Source organism: uncultured Paracoccus sp., assembly GCF_947487305.1.
Taxonomy (GTDB): domain Bacteria; phylum Pseudomonadota; class Alphaproteobacteria; order Rhodobacterales; family Rhodobacteraceae; genus Paracoccus.
This window is the reverse complement of sequence record NZ_CANKWH010000016.1, coordinates 52,825-66,888: the sequence shown is the minus strand read 5'-3', so window position 1 is coordinate 66,888 and position 14,064 is coordinate 52,825. Positions and strand designations below refer to the sequence as shown.

17 protein-coding genes are annotated in these 14,064 nt (G+C 63.5%); 5 read left to right on the top strand and 12 right to left on the bottom strand.

Features of this window, described 5'->3' with window-relative positions:
* Positions 1 to 78 precede the first annotated feature (78 nt).
* The 9 genes from Q1A36_RS16895 to purC all read right to left on the bottom strand — a co-directional run bounded on the left by Q1A36_RS16895 (position 79) and on the right by purC (position 7,522).
* The gene (locus Q1A36_RS16895) at positions 79 to 327 is read right to left on the bottom strand and encodes a hypothetical protein (protein WP_299846608.1); all 249 of its coding nucleotides are present in this window, start codon (positions 325 to 327) and stop codon (positions 79 to 81) included.
* A 25-nt stretch (positions 328 to 352) separates the two neighbouring features.
* On the bottom strand, positions 353 to 1,447 hold the full coding sequence (locus Q1A36_RS16890) for an AAA family ATPase (protein ID WP_299846606.1): 1,095 nt from the start codon (positions 1,445 to 1,447) through the stop codon (positions 353 to 355).
* Positions 1,448 to 1,748: 301 nt separating this feature from the next.
* A complete protein-coding gene (locus Q1A36_RS16885; RefSeq protein ID WP_299846605.1) occupies positions 1,749 to 3,080 on the bottom strand; it encodes a glutamine synthetase family protein in 1,332 nt (443 codons plus the stop codon).
* 4 nt (positions 3,081 to 3,084) lie between these two features.
* The gene (locus Q1A36_RS16880; protein ID WP_299846603.1) at positions 3,085 to 3,909 is read right to left on the bottom strand and encodes an ABC transporter permease subunit; all 825 of its coding nucleotides are present in this window, start codon (positions 3,907 to 3,909) and stop codon (positions 3,085 to 3,087) included.
* The gene (locus Q1A36_RS16875) at positions 3,906 to 4,787 is read right to left on the bottom strand and encodes an ABC transporter permease subunit (protein WP_299846601.1); all 882 of its coding nucleotides are present in this window, start codon (positions 4,785 to 4,787) and stop codon (positions 3,906 to 3,908) included. The genes Q1A36_RS16880 and Q1A36_RS16875 overlap by 4 nt, the downstream gene beginning before the upstream one ends.
* A gap of 50 nt (positions 4,788 to 4,837) precedes the next feature.
* Positions 4,838 to 5,575 carry a transporter substrate-binding domain-containing protein gene (locus Q1A36_RS16870; protein WP_299846599.1) on the bottom strand — a complete coding sequence of 246 codons (738 nt, stop codon included), beginning with the start codon at positions 5,573 to 5,575 and terminating at the stop codon, positions 4,838 to 4,840.
* Positions 5,576 to 5,604: 29 nt separating this feature from the next.
* Positions 5,605 to 6,396, bottom strand: coding sequence for an amino acid ABC transporter ATP-binding protein (locus tag Q1A36_RS16865; protein ID WP_299846597.1), 792 nt, complete (start codon positions 6,394 to 6,396; stop codon positions 5,605 to 5,607).
* A gap of 107 nt (positions 6,397 to 6,503) precedes the next feature.
* Positions 6,504 to 6,743 carry a phosphoribosylformylglycinamidine synthase subunit PurS gene (gene purS, locus Q1A36_RS16860; RefSeq protein WP_299846595.1) on the bottom strand — a complete coding sequence of 80 codons (240 nt, stop codon included), beginning with the start codon at positions 6,741 to 6,743 and terminating at the stop codon, positions 6,504 to 6,506.
* A 14-nt stretch (positions 6,744 to 6,757) separates the two neighbouring features.
* Positions 6,758 to 7,522: a phosphoribosylaminoimidazolesuccinocarboxamide synthase gene (gene purC, locus Q1A36_RS16855; protein WP_101752432.1), complete on the bottom strand. Its 765-nt coding sequence runs from the start codon at positions 7,520 to 7,522 to the stop codon at positions 6,758 to 6,760.
* 131 nt (positions 7,523 to 7,653) lie between these two features.
* On the opposite strand from purC, the gene Q1A36_RS16850 reads away from it, so the two are divergent.
* On the top strand, positions 7,654 to 7,971 hold the full coding sequence (locus Q1A36_RS16850) for a DUF1476 domain-containing protein (protein WP_101752433.1): 318 nt from the start codon (positions 7,654 to 7,656) through the stop codon (positions 7,969 to 7,971).
* Between the two features lie 65 nt (positions 7,972 to 8,036).
* Here Q1A36_RS16850 and Q1A36_RS16845 read toward each other — a convergent pair whose 3' ends face one another.
* Genes Q1A36_RS16845 through Q1A36_RS16835 form a run of 3 tightly spaced genes read right to left on the bottom strand, consistent with a single transcriptional unit; the run spans position 8,037 to position 10,333 of the window.
* Positions 8,037 to 9,398 carry an MATE family efflux transporter gene (locus Q1A36_RS16845; protein WP_299846591.1) on the bottom strand — a complete coding sequence of 454 codons (1,362 nt, stop codon included), beginning with the start codon at positions 9,396 to 9,398 and terminating at the stop codon, positions 8,037 to 8,039.
* Positions 9,391 to 9,894: a PaaI family thioesterase gene (locus tag Q1A36_RS16840; protein WP_299846589.1), complete on the bottom strand. Its 504-nt coding sequence runs from the start codon at positions 9,892 to 9,894 to the stop codon at positions 9,391 to 9,393. Before Q1A36_RS16840 ends, Q1A36_RS16845 begins: the two co-directional genes overlap by 8 nt.
* Positions 9,887 to 10,333 carry a PaaI family thioesterase gene (locus tag Q1A36_RS16835; protein ID WP_101752436.1) on the bottom strand — a complete coding sequence of 149 codons (447 nt, stop codon included), beginning with the start codon at positions 10,331 to 10,333 and terminating at the stop codon, positions 9,887 to 9,889. Before Q1A36_RS16835 ends, Q1A36_RS16840 begins: the two co-directional genes overlap by 8 nt.
* 136 nt (positions 10,334 to 10,469) lie before the next feature.
* Between Q1A36_RS16835 and Q1A36_RS16830 the strand changes: the two genes are divergently transcribed.
* The 4 genes from Q1A36_RS16830 (at position 10,470) to Q1A36_RS16815 (ending at position 14,054) form a co-directional block, all read left to right on the top strand.
* Positions 10,470 to 10,850 (top strand): MerR family DNA-binding transcriptional regulator, encoded by a 381-nt coding sequence (locus Q1A36_RS16830; RefSeq protein WP_299846586.1) that lies wholly within the window; start codon positions 10,470 to 10,472, stop codon positions 10,848 to 10,850.
* Between the two features lie 124 nt (positions 10,851 to 10,974).
* The gene (locus tag Q1A36_RS16825) at positions 10,975 to 11,376 is read left to right on the top strand and encodes a MerR family DNA-binding transcriptional regulator (RefSeq protein ID WP_101752438.1); all 402 of its coding nucleotides are present in this window, start codon (positions 10,975 to 10,977) and stop codon (positions 11,374 to 11,376) included.
* Between the two features lie 4 nt (positions 11,377 to 11,380).
* On the top strand, positions 11,381 to 13,156 hold the full coding sequence (locus Q1A36_RS16820; RefSeq protein WP_299846582.1) for an acyl-CoA dehydrogenase C-terminal domain-containing protein: 1,776 nt from the start codon (positions 11,381 to 11,383) through the stop codon (positions 13,154 to 13,156).
* 271 nt (positions 13,157 to 13,427) lie between these two features.
* Positions 13,428 to 14,054 carry a glutathione S-transferase family protein gene (locus Q1A36_RS16815; RefSeq protein WP_299846580.1) on the top strand — a complete coding sequence of 209 codons (627 nt, stop codon included), beginning with the start codon at positions 13,428 to 13,430 and terminating at the stop codon, positions 14,052 to 14,054.
* The last annotated feature ends 10 nt before the right edge of the window (positions 14,055 to 14,064 follow it).

Below are 14,064 nucleotides of genomic sequence, written 5' to 3'. Positions count from 1 at the left end.
GCGTCCGCACAGCGCATTGGGCTATCGCCCACCAGCCCCGGAAACCATCGTCGCGATGGACCGTGCGCCGGTCATGCACTAACAATCAAACTGGACCACTCGAGTGGGGCCGATCATCCGGCGACTGGCTATATCGAACTGGAAGGCCGGATACCGGGATTGGCCGTTTATAAGAAAACCCAGCAGCTTACCCTCATACCGCTGCAACGCTTGAGCAGGATCGGCGCTTGGCAGCCCGAGGCATTCACAAGCCTCAGCCTCGCTGAACATGACAACTCCGGACAGGATTTCGGCCTGCAGCCGTTTCCGCGTGATATCGTCGGTCATTCCCCCCTCCTTCGCGGCCAGGCGCTCAGTGAAACTGGGGCTGATGTGCCAGCTTAACGGCATGATCCAGCAATCGGGTCACGCTGCGCAGGCTGAGACGGTCCGAGCGATGGCCGAAACGGTCTATCGCCGCGCAGGTCGCGTCGATCGCAGCCGGAGAAAGATGTCGGCTTGCGCCTTCGCGTCGGGCAAACTCGGTCAGATCGGCTGCCGTAATGTCGCGCAGGGCAATCGGGGGGCATCGGCTGAGAAGAGGCGCGGGAAGTCTGCGGAAATCATTGCTGGTCAGAACCCAGATGATCCAGCTCATGTCAAACCGGACCTGGAAGTAGGGACAGCTCCAGTTTCGGGCCGTGACGGGTTCCAGCAGCGGCAGCAGAGAGTCGGCGAGGTTGAATGACTGGCCCTTGCTGGATGTCGCGTCCCCTGCCTTTTCAACCTCGTCGACGACGATGACCGGGTTTCCGATCCGGGATGCGAGAGCCGTTTCGAGAACCCGTCCTGGATGGGCGCTGCTCCATCCACGCTGCGATCCGACCACCGAAAAGCTGGTATTCTCGCCCGTCGCCTCGATGACGGTGGTTGGCGCCGACAGACATGCGCCAAGGCGCCGTGCCCAGAAACTCTTGCCCAACCCTGGCGAACCGTCGAGGAGCAGCGGCGGTAACCGTAGCCCGGTCCAGCCCTCACGGACCGAGCGCCGCATTGCCTGCCAGACGATGTCCGTCGCAGGGGCCAGCCATGGCATTCCAGCATGAAGCTCCGCCGCCAGTTCATCAGCGCGATGCTCGTTCGGGATCCGGATCAATTCGACGCCATTGCGAAGCGCCTGCAATCGCTCCCGGTCTTCGGCTTTCAGGTGGGCCAGCCCGGAGGATGCATCGCGGCGGTCCAGCAATCGCTTGGTGCGGCGACTGATCTTTCTGACATCCTCTGTGCTAACAAGAGGACTCGAGCACAGGCTTTCAGGCTCGGGACCCAAAATCTCGGAGAGATCATAGGCCTCATCTCCTTTCGCCTCACGCAGCTTTTGCAGATGCAGTCGAAAGCGCTGTTCGAGGGTATGACGGTTTTCGGTCGGCTCAAAGAACCGGGCTTCGATGAACGGAATGCGGGGCATGGGGAACCTCTTCAAAGGACCGAGACAGAGGTCCATCGCAAAGCAAAGGCGCCGCCGCTGGTTGGTTGAATTCAGGAACCCGGGTTGGGAGCAGGGATGAACCGCAACCCCGATGTGGTCAATGGGACGACATCTGGCCAAAGGAAATGCGCCACCCGTGGGCAGCGCATTTTCAGAAGACCGTCAGTGGATTGAAATCATTTCAGAAAACAGGCACGGCCTATCCCAATGGCAGTTTTATCATTGCCAAAAAGGAAGCAATCCCGCCAAAAAGGCAGTTTTATGCTGGTCGGAATAAAAATCACACCGTATCCAGATACAGCTCCACCGTCTCCTCGTCCGACAGTTCGGCCATGTAGTGCAGTTCCTGCCGCTTGGTCATCAGGTAGTTCTCGATGAGATGGGCGGGGAAGATGCTCTTGATGTCGGGGCAGTTGGCAAAGGCCTCGATCGCCTCCTGCCAGGTGCCAGGCAGCTGCGCGAGTTTCTGGTCATAGGCATTGCCCTGGAAGGCCGGGGTCGGTTCCAGCTTTTCCTCGATCCCGTTCAGCGCCGCGCCGAGGATGGCCGCGACGGTCAGGTAGGGGTTCACGTCACCGCCGGCCACGCGATGCTCGATCCGGCGGGCCTTGGGGCCGGATGAGGGGATTCGGATCGCGGCGGTGCGGTTCTCGTAGGCCCAGCCAATGCCGGTCGGCGCGTGGGCATTGGGGACCAGCCGGTCATAGGAATTCTCGTGCGGGGCAAAAAGCAGGGTCGAGCCGGGCATGGCGCGCAGGCAGCCGCCGACGGCGTGGCGTAACTGGTCGGTGCCGGCATCGCCACCATCGTCGAAGATGTTCTTGCCCGCTTTGGTCAGCACCGAGAAATGCATGTGCATGCCGTTGCCCGGCCACATGTTATAGGGTTTGGCCATGAAGCTGGCGGCAAAGCCGTATTGCCGGGCGACGCCCTTGACCAGCATCTTGAAGAGCCATGTGTCATCGGCGGCCTTGAGCGGGTCGGCCTGATGCATCAGGTTGATCTCGAACTGACCCGGCCCGGCCTCGGAGATGGCGGTATCGGCGAGGATGTCCATCGATTCGCAGGCATCGTAGAGCGAGGTGAAGAACTGGTCGAAGGCGTCGAGCGCGCGCAAGGACAGAACCTCGCCCCCGGTCCGGCGCTTGCCGGAACGCGGGCTGGGCGGCACCCGCAGCGTGCGGCCGGAATCGTCGATCAGGTAGAACTCCAGCTCGGTCGCCACCACCGGCACCAGCCCTGCAGCGTCATAGCGCGCCACCACCTGCGCCAGCGCCTGGCGCGGGTCGCCGTCATAGGGCTGGCCATCGGGATGGAACATCCACAAGGGCAGCAGCGCCGTCGGTGCATCTAGCCAGGGCATCGGCAGGAAGCCACGCTCGGTCGGCAACAGCACGCCATCCGGATCGCCGGATTCGAAGACCAGCGGGCTGTCCTCGATATCCTCGCCCCAGATGTCGAGATTGAGCACCGAATAGGGGAACTTGGTCCCCTCGGTCAGCACCTTCTCGGCAAAGCGGGCGGGCACGCGCTTGCCGCGCGCGACACCGTTCAGGTCGGCGGCGGCAATGCGGATCGTCTTGACCTCAGGGTGTTCCCTCAGCCAGTCCATGAATTCACCTGATCAGTTGCGGTCGGTATTTGATGCGCCGGGTGGCGCCCGGAAGATGCCGGTTCAGCCGCCGGTTCATCACCCCGAACAGCGCAATCAGTGACAGCGTCAGCAGGATGAAATAGCCCGCCACGATGGGATAGGCCACGAAGGGGTTGAAAGTCTTGTCGGCGAAGTAGCTGGCATAATAGAGGCTGTCGCCGCGTTGCTGGAAGGCCGGGAAGGCCGAGAAGAAGACCAGCGTGGTGGCGTGGAACAGGAAGATCGCCTCGTTGGTATAGGAAGGCCATGCCAACCGCATCATGGTCGGCCAGACGATGCGGCGGAAACGCTTCCAGCCGGTCATGCCATAGGCATCGGCGGCCTCGAGATCGCCCTTGGGAACCGATTGCAGCGCACCATAGAAGATCTGCGCCGAATAAGCGGCGGTGTTCAGGATCAGCACGATCAGCGCGCCGCCCCAGGCTTTGGTCAGCCAGTCTGTGGCGATGGTCACGCCAAGGAAATTGATCCCGCCCTTTGGCAGCATCACGAGTGCCGCATAGGCGAGGAAGAACTGGATGAACAGCGGGCTGCCCCGGAACAGGAAGATGAAGCCATTGGCGGGGCGGCTGAGCCAGGGATTGGCGCTGGCCTTGGCCACCGCCAGGGCGTTGGCGAGGAAGAACCCGAAAAACAGCGCGAAGATGCCGAAATAGAGGTTCCAGATCAGGCCCGAGCCGATCAGTACGACCTGCTGGCAGAGGTCGAAATCCGAGCGCGGCAGCAGCCGCTCGCCGATGCCGATCGAGCGCAGCGCATAGTCGTGGAAAGTCTGGGCGCAGCTCATGTCGTACCTGCCTTGCGCTGTGCCTCGCCCGCCAGCGTCGCCTGCCCGCGCGACAGTCGTCCGGTCAGGCGCTGGATAATTCTCTCCGAGATCCAGGTCATGAAAAGGTAGAAAATCAGGAGACCAAGGAAGTAATAAAGCCGCCAGTCGGGATGGGGATAGGCAAAGGCGCTGGTCTTGGTGCCGCCCAGCTCGCGCGCCCAATAGACGATATCCTCGATGCCAAGGATGAACAGAAGCGGTGTCGCCTTGATCAGGATCATCCACAGGTTCGACAGGCCGGGAATGGCATAGGTCCACATCTGCGGGATCAGCACCCGGCGGTTCACCTGGCGGGGCGTCATGCCATAGGCCTCGGCGGTTTCCAGCTGCGCGCGCGGCACGGCCTGCATCGCGCCGTAAAGGACGTTCGCGGCGAAGGCGCCGAAGACCACGGCAAAGGCCACGACAGCGGTGGTGAAGCCATAGGCCTGGTGCACCCATTCGGGACTGTTGGACAGAGGCAGCTTGGCCGCGGCGCAGACGATGAAGTCATTGCCCTGCCGCACCGGCGCGTCGCTGTCGCACAGCACCTTGTGCCGCATCCATTCCAGACCCTGGTCCAGCGCGATGGGCACGAAGAGGAAGAAGATGATGTCGGGAATGCCGCGGACCATCGCGGTATAGGCCTTGCCGAGAAGCCTGAGCGGCGCGAAGCCCGAGCGCGCGGCCATGGCCCCGCCAAAGCCGAAGAGCAGCGCGATGGGCGCGGTTATGGCCAGAAGCGCCAGCACCGTGCCGAAACTGGCATAGAACTGCAGATGCGTGCTGGATGTGAGATAACACATCAGCCAGGACAGGCCTTCAAGCGAGGCCGGATCGGAGCAATGGGCGAACATGATAAGTCCTGGCTTGCCGCCGCCGGTGTCAGTCCGGCGGCGGCGTCAGATCATTCGAACAGCTGCGAGTCTTCGCCGAACCACTTCTTCAGCATCTCGTTCAGCGAGCCGTCTTCCTTCATCGCGGTGATCGCCGCGTCGAACTTTTCCTTCAGCTCGTTATCCGATTGGCGCAGGCCCATGCCGATGCCCTCACCCAGCTTCACCGTGTCATAGCCATCAACCCAGACCAGCTCGCCATTCGACTGCTCGACCAGCGGCTTCAGATAGTCCTTGTCGGCAAAGACGGCGTCAGCCTCGCCATTGCGGACGGCGGCCACGGTCTCGTCGGGGGTGGCGAATTCCAGCAGCGTCGCGCCCGATTCGGCGACATGGCTGGCCTGGATGGTGCTGGTCTGCGCGGCAACCACGCCGCCCATAATGTCGGCATCCGCCGCCAGCGCGGCATAGGCCGAGGGCAGGCCCGGCGTGTAGGGCTGGGTGAACTGGATGACCTTCTTGCGCTCCTCGTTGATGTTCATGCCCGCCATGATCGTGTCATAGTTCGAGGAAACGAGGTTCGGGATGATCGAATCCCAGTCATTCTTGACCCAGGTGCAGGTCAGTTCGGCCCGCTTGCACAGCTCGTCGCCCAGCTCGCGCTCGAATCCGTCGACCTCGCCGGTCTGGTCATTGATGAAGTTGTACGGAGGATAGGCGCCCTCGGTACCCATGCGGATGGTGTCCTGCGCCAGGCCCATGCCCGCGGTCAGGGCCAGAGCGGCGGCGGCAAGCATCAGTTTCTTCATGTTTTTTTACTCTCCTGTTGGAATCTTTATCAAGCGACCATGGTCGCGCTGAGAAATTGCTGCAACCGTTCGGTCTTGGGGGCACCGAACAGTTCGGCGGGTGGGCCTTCCTCGCAGATCAGGCCCTGATGCAGGAAGACGACATGGTCACTGACATCCGCCGCGAGGCGCATGTCATGGGTGACGATGATCATGGTGCGATGCTCGCCGGCCAGGTCCTTGATGACCTTGACCACTTCCTGCTGAAGCTCCGGGTCCAGCGCGCTGGTCGGCTCGTCAAAGAGAAGCGCGGTGGGCTGCATGCAAAGCGCCCGCGCAATCGCCGCGCGCTGTTGCTGGCCGCCCGACAACTGCGCCGGCCAGTTGTCGGCCTTGTCGCCGATGCCGACCTTGGCCAGCAGCGCGCGGGCGCGGGTCTCGACCTCGGCCGGGTTCTCGCCCAGCACCGTCACCGGCGCCTCCATCACGTTCTGCAGGATGGTCATGTGCGACCACAGATTGAACTGCTGGAACACCATCGACAGGTTGGTGCGAAACCGCGTCACCTGCGCCCGGTCTGCCGGGTGGCGGTGAAGCCCGGTGCCCTTCCAGCGAACCTCTTCGCCATTGAACAGGATCTGGCCCTGCTGGCTGTTTTCCAGAAGGTTGCAACAGCGCAGCAAGGTCGACTTGCCCGAGCCCGAGGACCCTATCAGGCTGAGCACATGGCCGCGCGGCGCAGTCAGCGACACGCCCTTGAGCACCTCAAGAGAGCCATAGGCCTTGTGGAGATTCCGGATCTCGATGACCGGGGCGGGGGATTGGGGCGCGTTTGTCTGCATCGTTCGGGCATAGGGCGATATTATTTCGCCAAATGCAACGGTCACATCGCTCTCGCCATGTCGGTTAATTCGGGCAATCTGCCCGGCGTTCCGGCCAGTGCGGCGTCTCAGAGGATCTCGACGCTGTATTTCTCGATGACCGTATTGGCCAGCAGACCCTCGCACATCAGGGCGACCTCGGCCTCGGCGGCGGCCTTGTCGGCACCCGTCAGGTCAAGCTCGATCACCTTGCCCTGACGCACGCCGCTGACCCCCTTGTGGCCCAGCCCGGCCAGGGCATGGCGGATCGCCTCGCCCTGGGGATCAAGGACGCCGTCCTTCAGCATGATGGTGACACGGGCTTTCATCGGCGGCAGTCCTTTTAGTTGATCAGCGTCGGCTTGGTCAGATTGGCGGTATTGGCGGGCAGAACGCCAAGGCGGCGGGCCACTTCGGTATAGGCGTCGGTCAGGTTGCCCAGATCGCGGCGGAACACATCCTTGTCCAGCTTCTGGCCGGTCTTCACGTCCCACAGCCGGCAGCTATCGGGACTGATCTCGTCGGCCACGATCAGGCGCATGAAATCGCCGTCCCAGATGCGGCCGATCTCGATCTTGAAGTCGATCAGCTTGATCCCGACACCGTAGAACACGCCCGAGAGGAAGTCGTTGACGCGCAGCGCCAGCGACACGATATCGTCCAGATCCTGCTGGCTGGCCCAGCCAAAGGCGACGATATATTCCTCGCTGACCATCGGATCGCCCAGCTCGTCATTCTTGAAGCTGTATTCGACGATGGGACGCGGCAGCGCGGTGCCCTCTTCCAGCCCCAGGCGCTTGGACAGCGAGCCTGCGGCAAAGTTGCGCACGATCACCTCGAGCGGGATGATCTCGACCTGGCGGATCAATTGCTCGCGCATATTGATGCGCCGGATGAAATGGTTGGGCACACCGATATTGGTCAGCCCGTTCATGAAATATTCCGAAAGGCGGTTGTTCAGCACGCCCTTGCCCTCGATCGTGGCCTTTTTCTGGGCGTTGAAGGCGGTCGCATCATCCTTGAAATACTGGATCAGCGTGCCGGGCTCGGTGCCTTCGTATAGGATCTTGGCCTTGCCTTCGTAAATCTTCTTGCGCCGCGGTGCCATGCGTGACCTGTCCTTTCGGGTGTCGCCCCTCAGCTTGCGCTATAGGGCATGGACGGGGTCAGGGGCAATAAGGGTTGCGGCAAGGCCCGGCAATGGGCATATCAGGTTCACGTTTTTTGCTGGAGGCCTGAATGACCACCTTTGACGACCGCGAACGTTCCTACGAGACGAAATTCGCGCTGGATGCGGAACTGCGCTTCAAGGCCGAGGCCCGGCGCAACCGGCTTCTGGGCGAATGGGCGGCCGGGCTTCTGGGCAAGGAGGGCGACGCCGTGCGCGCCTATGCCATGACCGTGGTCACCTCGGATTTCGAAGAGCCCGGCGATGACGATGTGTATCGCAAGCTCGCCGGCGACCTGGAAGGCCGAGCCGACGAGAAGACCATCCGCACCAAGATGGTCGAGCTGATGATCGAGGCGAAGAAGCAGGTCATCGACGAGGCGCGCTGAGCGCCCGACATGGCGGCGGGGGCCCTGCCCCCGCATCGCGAAAAGAGTTGCGCAAGGCTGATTCGTCAGCCAGCGACAGGTTGGGCGGCTGCCTCGGCCCGCGGATAAAGCCGCGCCATGCTGAGCCCCCGCATGATGTTCAAGACCATCAGCGCCGCCCAGAGCCCGTGATTTCCGAGAAGCGGCGGGAGCACCAGCAGCGCCACGGCATAGACCGCCACCGATTGCAGCATCGCGATCCGCATCTCGCGCGTCAGGGTGGCGCCGATGAAGATGCCGTCGAACATCCAGCTGGCAATGCCGATCAGCGGCGCGATGGCGAGCCAGGGCAGGTAATGCCGCGCCTCGGCCCGGACCTCGGGCGAAGTGGTCAGCAGATCGATGATCGCCGGCCCGCCCAGCAGGAACACCGCGCCTAGCGACGCCGCCCCCGCGACACCCCATTGCGAAGTCAGGATCGATGCCCGCCGCACCCGCGCCGGCTGGCGCGCGCCGACCGCCTGCCCGACCAGGCTTTCGGCGGCGAAGGCAAAGCCATCGAGCGCATAGGCGGTGATCGACAGGAACTGCAGCAGCACCTGATTGGCCGCCAGCGTCACATCCCCCTGCCCCGCCGCCATGAACATGAAGGTGGTGAAGCTGGCCTGCAGGATGACCGAGCGGATCATGATATCGCCGTTCACCCGGGCAAAGCGCGACAGCTTGTCACGGGCGAACAGCGTGGCGGCATTGCGCGCCGCAGCGATGGCCGCGCGCAGGGCGTGGCGCGCGAACCAGAGGCCAAGCGCCAGCCCCGCCCATTCGGCGATCAGCGTGGCCCAGGCCACCCCCGGCACGCCGAGGCCAAGCCCCAGCACGAACCAGATGTCGAGGCCGACATTCAGCCCGTTCTGCAACAATTGCAGAGCCAGCACCGCGCGGGTCCGCTCGATGGCGATCAGCCAGCCGGTGATGGCGTAAAGCCCGATGCTGGCCGGCGCCCCCCAGATGCGAATCGCCAAGTAGTCGCGGGCCAGCGCCTCGACCTCGGGCGTCGCCGGTGCCAGCTGGAAGGCCGCCCAGAACAGCGGCCATTGCAGCAGGATCATCGCCAGCCCGGCGCCGCCGGCGATGACCAGCGCGCGCAGCAGATGCGCGCCCACCTCGGCCCCGTCGCCGGCGCCGTGACTTTGCGCCACCAGCCCCGAGGTGCCCATGCGCAGGAAGCCGAAGACCCAGTAGATCGAGGTCAGCACCACCGCGCCGATGCCCACCGCCCCGATGGGCGCGGCCTGACCCAGCTGTCCGACCACGCCGGTATCGACCAGTCCCAGCAGCGGCACGGTCGCATTCGACAGCACGATCGGCAGCGCGATGGCCAGCACCCGGCGATTGGTCAGGGGTGCCCCTTCGACCGGCACCGCCCCTTGCGGGGCGGGCTCAGCCATTCTTCGGCATGACGAAATGCCCGGTGGCCTGCGCGATCGGGCGGGCGCGGTCATCCTGCCAGGCCTCGACCTGCACGCTGGCATAGCGCCGGCCCGAACGCACCACCCGCGCCCGTGCATAGGCATCGCGCGGCAGTCCCGAGCGCAGGTAGTCGACGGTCATGTCCACCGTCTTCGGCAGGCGTGGCATACTGCTCGGATCGGTCGGATCGGGGATCAGCCGGCCTTCCTCGACATCGGCCCAGGAGGCCGTCCAGGACAGCTCGATGATGGCGGCGATTTCCAGAAAGGCGGCGGTGGCACCGCCATGCAGCGCCGGCAGCATCGGGTTGCCGATCAGCTTCTCGTCAAAGGGCAGCACGGCTGTCAGCTCGTTGCCGCGGCGGTCGAAATGGATGCCCAGCCAGCGGATGAAGGGGACGCCGGCGACCAGCGCCTGCAGGGCCGCGTCACGCCGGCTCTTGATCTGCGACAGGGGTTCGTTGCGGTCAGCCATGGCGCGGCGCCTCGATGGTGAAGGCGCCGGTGGCGCTGGCCACCGGGTTCTCGCTGTCCTCGTCGGTGGTCACGGCCCGCACGAAAGCGACCGAGCGGGTGATGTGATAGCATTCGGCCCGTGCACTCAGCCGCTGGCCGGGTTTCGCCGCTCTCATGTAGTCGATGCGCAGGTCCAGCGTCGCCGTGCTGGAGCGGACGGAGGGATGGCTCAGCACCGCCGCGCCACAGCAAGTATCCATCAGCGCCGAGACCACACCGCCATGAATGACGCCGCTATGGGGATCACCCACAAGGTGATCGGCAAACGGCATCGAGACCACCGCCACTCCCTCGCCCAACTCGTCGATCCGCATCCCGAGCGCCCTTGCATAGGGCAGCGCGGTTATGAATTGCTGCGCCCGATCGATTTTCACCGGGCCGTCTGTCGCGTCCGTCATTGCCTTACCATCCAGATTCACCGGCTTTCGCCTTGCAGCCCCTTCATACCATCGACAAGTCTGTGCAATCTATGCGGTGGTTGTGATATGAGAGACAAGTACTTAGTCTTGCGATGTAAGCGTGCGGAGGACCGGGATGCCAGACAATCAGCTTGTCAGTTTCAAGGAAATGTGCGCGCGATTTGAAGTAACGCCACGCACCCTGCGCTATTACGAATATATTGAACTGCTGAGCCCCAACAAGGTTGGCCGCGCCCGCTTTTACGGGCCCCGGGAAATCGCCCGGATGACCCTGATCCTGCGCGGGCGGCGCTTTGGCTTCTCGCTCGAGGAAATCCGGCAATGGCTGCTGATGTACGAGCAAGCGGGCAACCGCGATCAGCTGCAATACTGGATTCGCCGGGCGGACGAACAGCTTGACGCGCTGAACGAGCAGATCCGGGAGCTTGAAGTGGCGCGCACCGACCTCAAGCAGCTCCGCGACGAATCCGCGCAGGAGCTGAGCAAACTCGGCTGAGCCGGCCCCCGGCGTCGCCCTTTCGATCGCCGAAAGTCGTGACGCCGCGTTACGCTTACGCGAACGTAAACTTTGGTCTATAGCGGGGTTCAGAGGAGCCGCAGCCCGCGAAAGGCCGCCACACATGCCAGACTCATTGATGACGATCCGCCAGATGTGCGACGCGTTCGATGTGACGCCGCGCACCCTGCGCTTCTACGAGGCGCGAGAGCTGATCTTCCCCGAACGCCGCGGGCAACACCGCCTGTATGACCGGCGCGACCGCGCCCGCCTGACGCTGATCCTGCGCGGCAAGCGCTTTGGCTTCAGCCTCGAGCAGATCCGCCAGCTGCTGGAACTTTACGAACCCGGGCCGAATAACCGGGCGCAGATCGAAGCCACGATTTCCGCCTCGCGCGAAAGACTGACCGACATGGAACGGCAATATGCCGAACTGCGCGGCGCGATCGAGGAACTGAAAGACCAATTGATCGAATCCGAACGGCGCCTTGCCGCCATCACGGCTGATGACGAGACAACAGGATAACACCATGCCCATCTACAACGCCCCTACCCGCGACATGCAGTTCATCCTTCACGACGTGCTGAACGTGTCGCAATCCGGCCTGCCCGGCCATGACGAGCTGGATCGCGACTTTACCGACGCGATTCTGGAAGCCGCCGGCAAGCTGGCCGAAGAAGTGCTGGCGCCGCTGAACACGGTGGGCGACCAGCAGGGTTGCGTTCTGGAAAACGGTGTGGTCCGCACGCCAAAGGGCTTTTCGGAAGCCTTCGAGCAGATGAAGGAAGGCGGCTGGACCGCGCTTGATTGCGACCCGGAATATGGCGGTCAGGGCATGCCCTACCTGCTGGGTGTCGCCACGGGCGAGCTGTTCGTCTCGGCCAACATGGCGTTCAACATGTACCAGGGCCTGACCCATGGCGCCTATTCGGCGATCCATGCCCATGGCACCGACGCGCAGAAGCAGACCTACCTGCCGAAGATGGTCAGCTGCGAATGGACCGGCACCATGAACCTGACCGAGCCGCATGCGGGCACCGATCTGGGCATGCTGCGCACAAAGGCCGAGCCGCAGGCCGATGGCAGCTACCTGATCACCGGGCAGAAGATCTTCATCTCGGCCGGCGATCATGACATGTCCTCGAACGTCATCCACCTGGTGCTGGCCAAGGCCCCCGGCGGCGGCGAAAGCACCAAGGGCATCTCGCTGTTCATCGTGCCGAAATTCCTGGTGAACGAGGATGGTTCGCTTGGCGAGCGCAACGCGGTCAGCGTCGGCAATATCGAAGAAAAGATGGGCATCCACGGCAACTCGACCTGCGTCATGAACTATGACGGGGCCAAGGGCTGGCTCTTGGGCGACCTGCACAAGGGCATGCGCGCCATGTTCACCATGATGAACGAGGCCCGCGTCGGCGTCGGCCTTCAGGGCTATGCCGTGGCGGTGCCCGCCTATCAGAACGCCGTCGCCTATGCCAAGGACCGCCTGCAGGGCCGCGCCGTGACCGGTGACGCCAATCCCAAGGGTCCGGCCGACCCGCTGATCGTGCATCCCGATATCCGCCGCTCGCTGATGGACCAGAAGAGCTTCCTCGAAGGCGCGCGGATGATGACCTTCTGGGGCGCCCACATGATCGACCGCGCCCATTCGGGTGATGCCGGTGCCGAAGGCATGATCTCGCTGCTGACCCCGGTGCTGAAAGGCTTCCTGACCGACAAGGGCTTTGACACCGCGGTCATGGCTCAGCAGGTCTTCGGCGGTCACGGCTATATCGAGGAACATGGCATGAGCCAGTTCGTCCGCGATGCCCGGATCACCATGATCTATGAAGGCGCCAATGGCGTGCAGGCGCTGGACCTGGTGGGCCGCAAACTGGCGGCCGAGGGCGGCAAGCCGGTCATGGCCTTCTTCGAGATGGTCAAGGGCTTCTGCAAGGAGCATGGCAGCAACGAGAAGCTGGCCGCCGACTTCATCGAGCCGCTGAAGGCCGCCTCGAAGGACCTGCAGACCGCCGGGATGTTCTTCATGCAGAACGGCATGAAGAACCCGAACGCGGCGCTGTCGGGCAGCTATGACTTCATGCATCTCTTCGGGCAGACCGTCATGGGCCTGATGTGGGCGCAGATGGCGGTTGCGGCGCAGGCCAAGCTGGACGCCGGCGAAGGCGATGCCGGGTTCCTGAACACCAAGCTGGCCACCGGGCGCTATTACATGAAGCGCCAGCTGCCGATCACCGCCACCCATCTGGCGCGCATCCAGTCGGGCGCCGAGCCGGTGATGGCGCTGGACGCCGAGCAGTTCTGATCCCTCATCCCCGGCGGAGATGCCGCAAGCCTCCGGCGGGGATATTTCAGTGAAGAAGAAGGGGCCGCCCCGGCCCGCGCGCGGCCAGCTGTCCGCCGATTCAAGCCGGGGCTTTCTCCTTCAGCGGTCATCGGCTTCCCAGCCTGTACCGCAAGGCCGAGACTAGGGAAGAAGGGTTGCGGAAGCGTTAATCCGGCCTTTCTTCTTCAGGAAAATATCCCGCGGGGGTGCGGGGGCCGCGCAGGCCCCCGATCGACAGGAGGAACCGCAGATGACCGCGAAACTCTGGTGCTTTGGCGAAAGCGGCAATGCCTACAAGGCGGCGCTGACCATGGAACTTGCCGGTTACGACTGGCAGCCGGTCTATGTCGATTTCTTCGGCGGCGAATCCCGCAGCCCGGAATTTCGCGCCCTCAACGAGATGGGCGAGGTGCCGGTCTTCCGCGAGCGGGATCTGACCCTGACCCAGTCGGCGGTGATCCAGTTGCACATCGCCGAGAAGACCGGAAAATTCCTTGGCACCGACCGCAACGAGACCCTGCGCTGGCTGATGTTCGACAATCACAAGCTGTCGGGCGTGGCGGGTTCGACCCGCTTCCTGATGAATTTCCTGCCCGAGGACAAGCGCCCGGCCGAGGTCATCGCGTTCCAGCAGGGCCGGCTGAAAAGCACCTACAAGATCCTGAACGACCAGCTGTCGCGCAGCACCTGGATTGCGGGCGCTGATCCCAGCATCGCCGACTTCGCCTGCTGCGGCTATCTCTATTACCCCGAGCCTTTCGGTTTCGACCGCGCCGACTGGCCCCATATCAACCGCTGGCTCGACGCGATTGCCGCCCTGCCCGGCTGGAAACACCCTTATGATCTGATGCCCGGCAATCCCTCCGACCGGGCCTAAAGGAGGACCA

Bases quoted from the DNA above. Each gene is read 5' to 3' on its own strand.
- Q1A36_RS16895 (WP_299846608.1), bottom strand. From the start codon at position 327: ATGACCGACGATATCACGCGGAAACGGCTGCAGGCCGAAATCCTGTCC.
- Q1A36_RS16890 (WP_299846606.1), bottom strand. From the start codon at position 1,447: ATGCCCCGCATTCCGTTCATCGAAGCCCGGTTCTTTGAGCCGACCGAA.
- Q1A36_RS16885 (WP_299846605.1), bottom strand. From the start codon at position 3,080: ATGGACTGGCTGAGGGAACACCCTGAGGTCAAGACGATCCGCATTGCC.
- Q1A36_RS16880 (WP_299846603.1), bottom strand. From the start codon at position 3,909: ATGAGCTGCGCCCAGACTTTCCACGACTATGCGCTGCGCTCGATCGGC.
- Q1A36_RS16875 (WP_299846601.1), bottom strand. From the start codon at position 4,787: ATGTTCGCCCATTGCTCCGATCCGGCCTCGCTTGAAGGCCTGTCCTGG.
- Q1A36_RS16870 (WP_299846599.1), bottom strand. From the start codon at position 5,575: ATGAAGAAACTGATGCTTGCCGCCGCCGCTCTGGCCCTGACCGCGGGC.
- Q1A36_RS16865 (WP_299846597.1), bottom strand. From the start codon at position 6,396: ATGCAGACAAACGCGCCCCAATCCCCCGCCCCGGTCATCGAGATCCGG.
- purS (WP_299846595.1), bottom strand. From the start codon at position 6,743: ATGAAAGCCCGTGTCACCATCATGCTGAAGGACGGCGTCCTTGATCCC.
- purC (WP_101752432.1), bottom strand. From the start codon at position 7,522: ATGGCACCGCGGCGCAAGAAGATTTACGAAGGCAAGGCCAAGATCCTA.
- Q1A36_RS16850 (WP_101752433.1), top strand. From the start codon at position 7,654: ATGACCACCTTTGACGACCGCGAACGTTCCTACGAGACGAAATTCGCG.
- Q1A36_RS16845 (WP_299846591.1), bottom strand. From the start codon at position 9,398: ATGGCTGAGCCCGCCCCGCAAGGGGCGGTGCCGGTCGAAGGGGCACCC.
- Q1A36_RS16840 (WP_299846589.1), bottom strand. From the start codon at position 9,894: ATGGCTGACCGCAACGAACCCCTGTCGCAGATCAAGAGCCGGCGTGAC.
- Q1A36_RS16835 (WP_101752436.1), bottom strand. From the start codon at position 10,333: ATGACGGACGCGACAGACGGCCCGGTGAAAATCGATCGGGCGCAGCAA.
- Q1A36_RS16830 (WP_299846586.1), top strand. From the start codon at position 10,470: ATGCCAGACAATCAGCTTGTCAGTTTCAAGGAAATGTGCGCGCGATTT.
- Q1A36_RS16825 (WP_101752438.1), top strand. From the start codon at position 10,975: ATGCCAGACTCATTGATGACGATCCGCCAGATGTGCGACGCGTTCGAT.
- Q1A36_RS16820 (WP_299846582.1), top strand. From the start codon at position 11,381: ATGCCCATCTACAACGCCCCTACCCGCGACATGCAGTTCATCCTTCAC.
- Q1A36_RS16815 (WP_299846580.1), top strand. From the start codon at position 13,428: ATGACCGCGAAACTCTGGTGCTTTGGCGAAAGCGGCAATGCCTACAAG.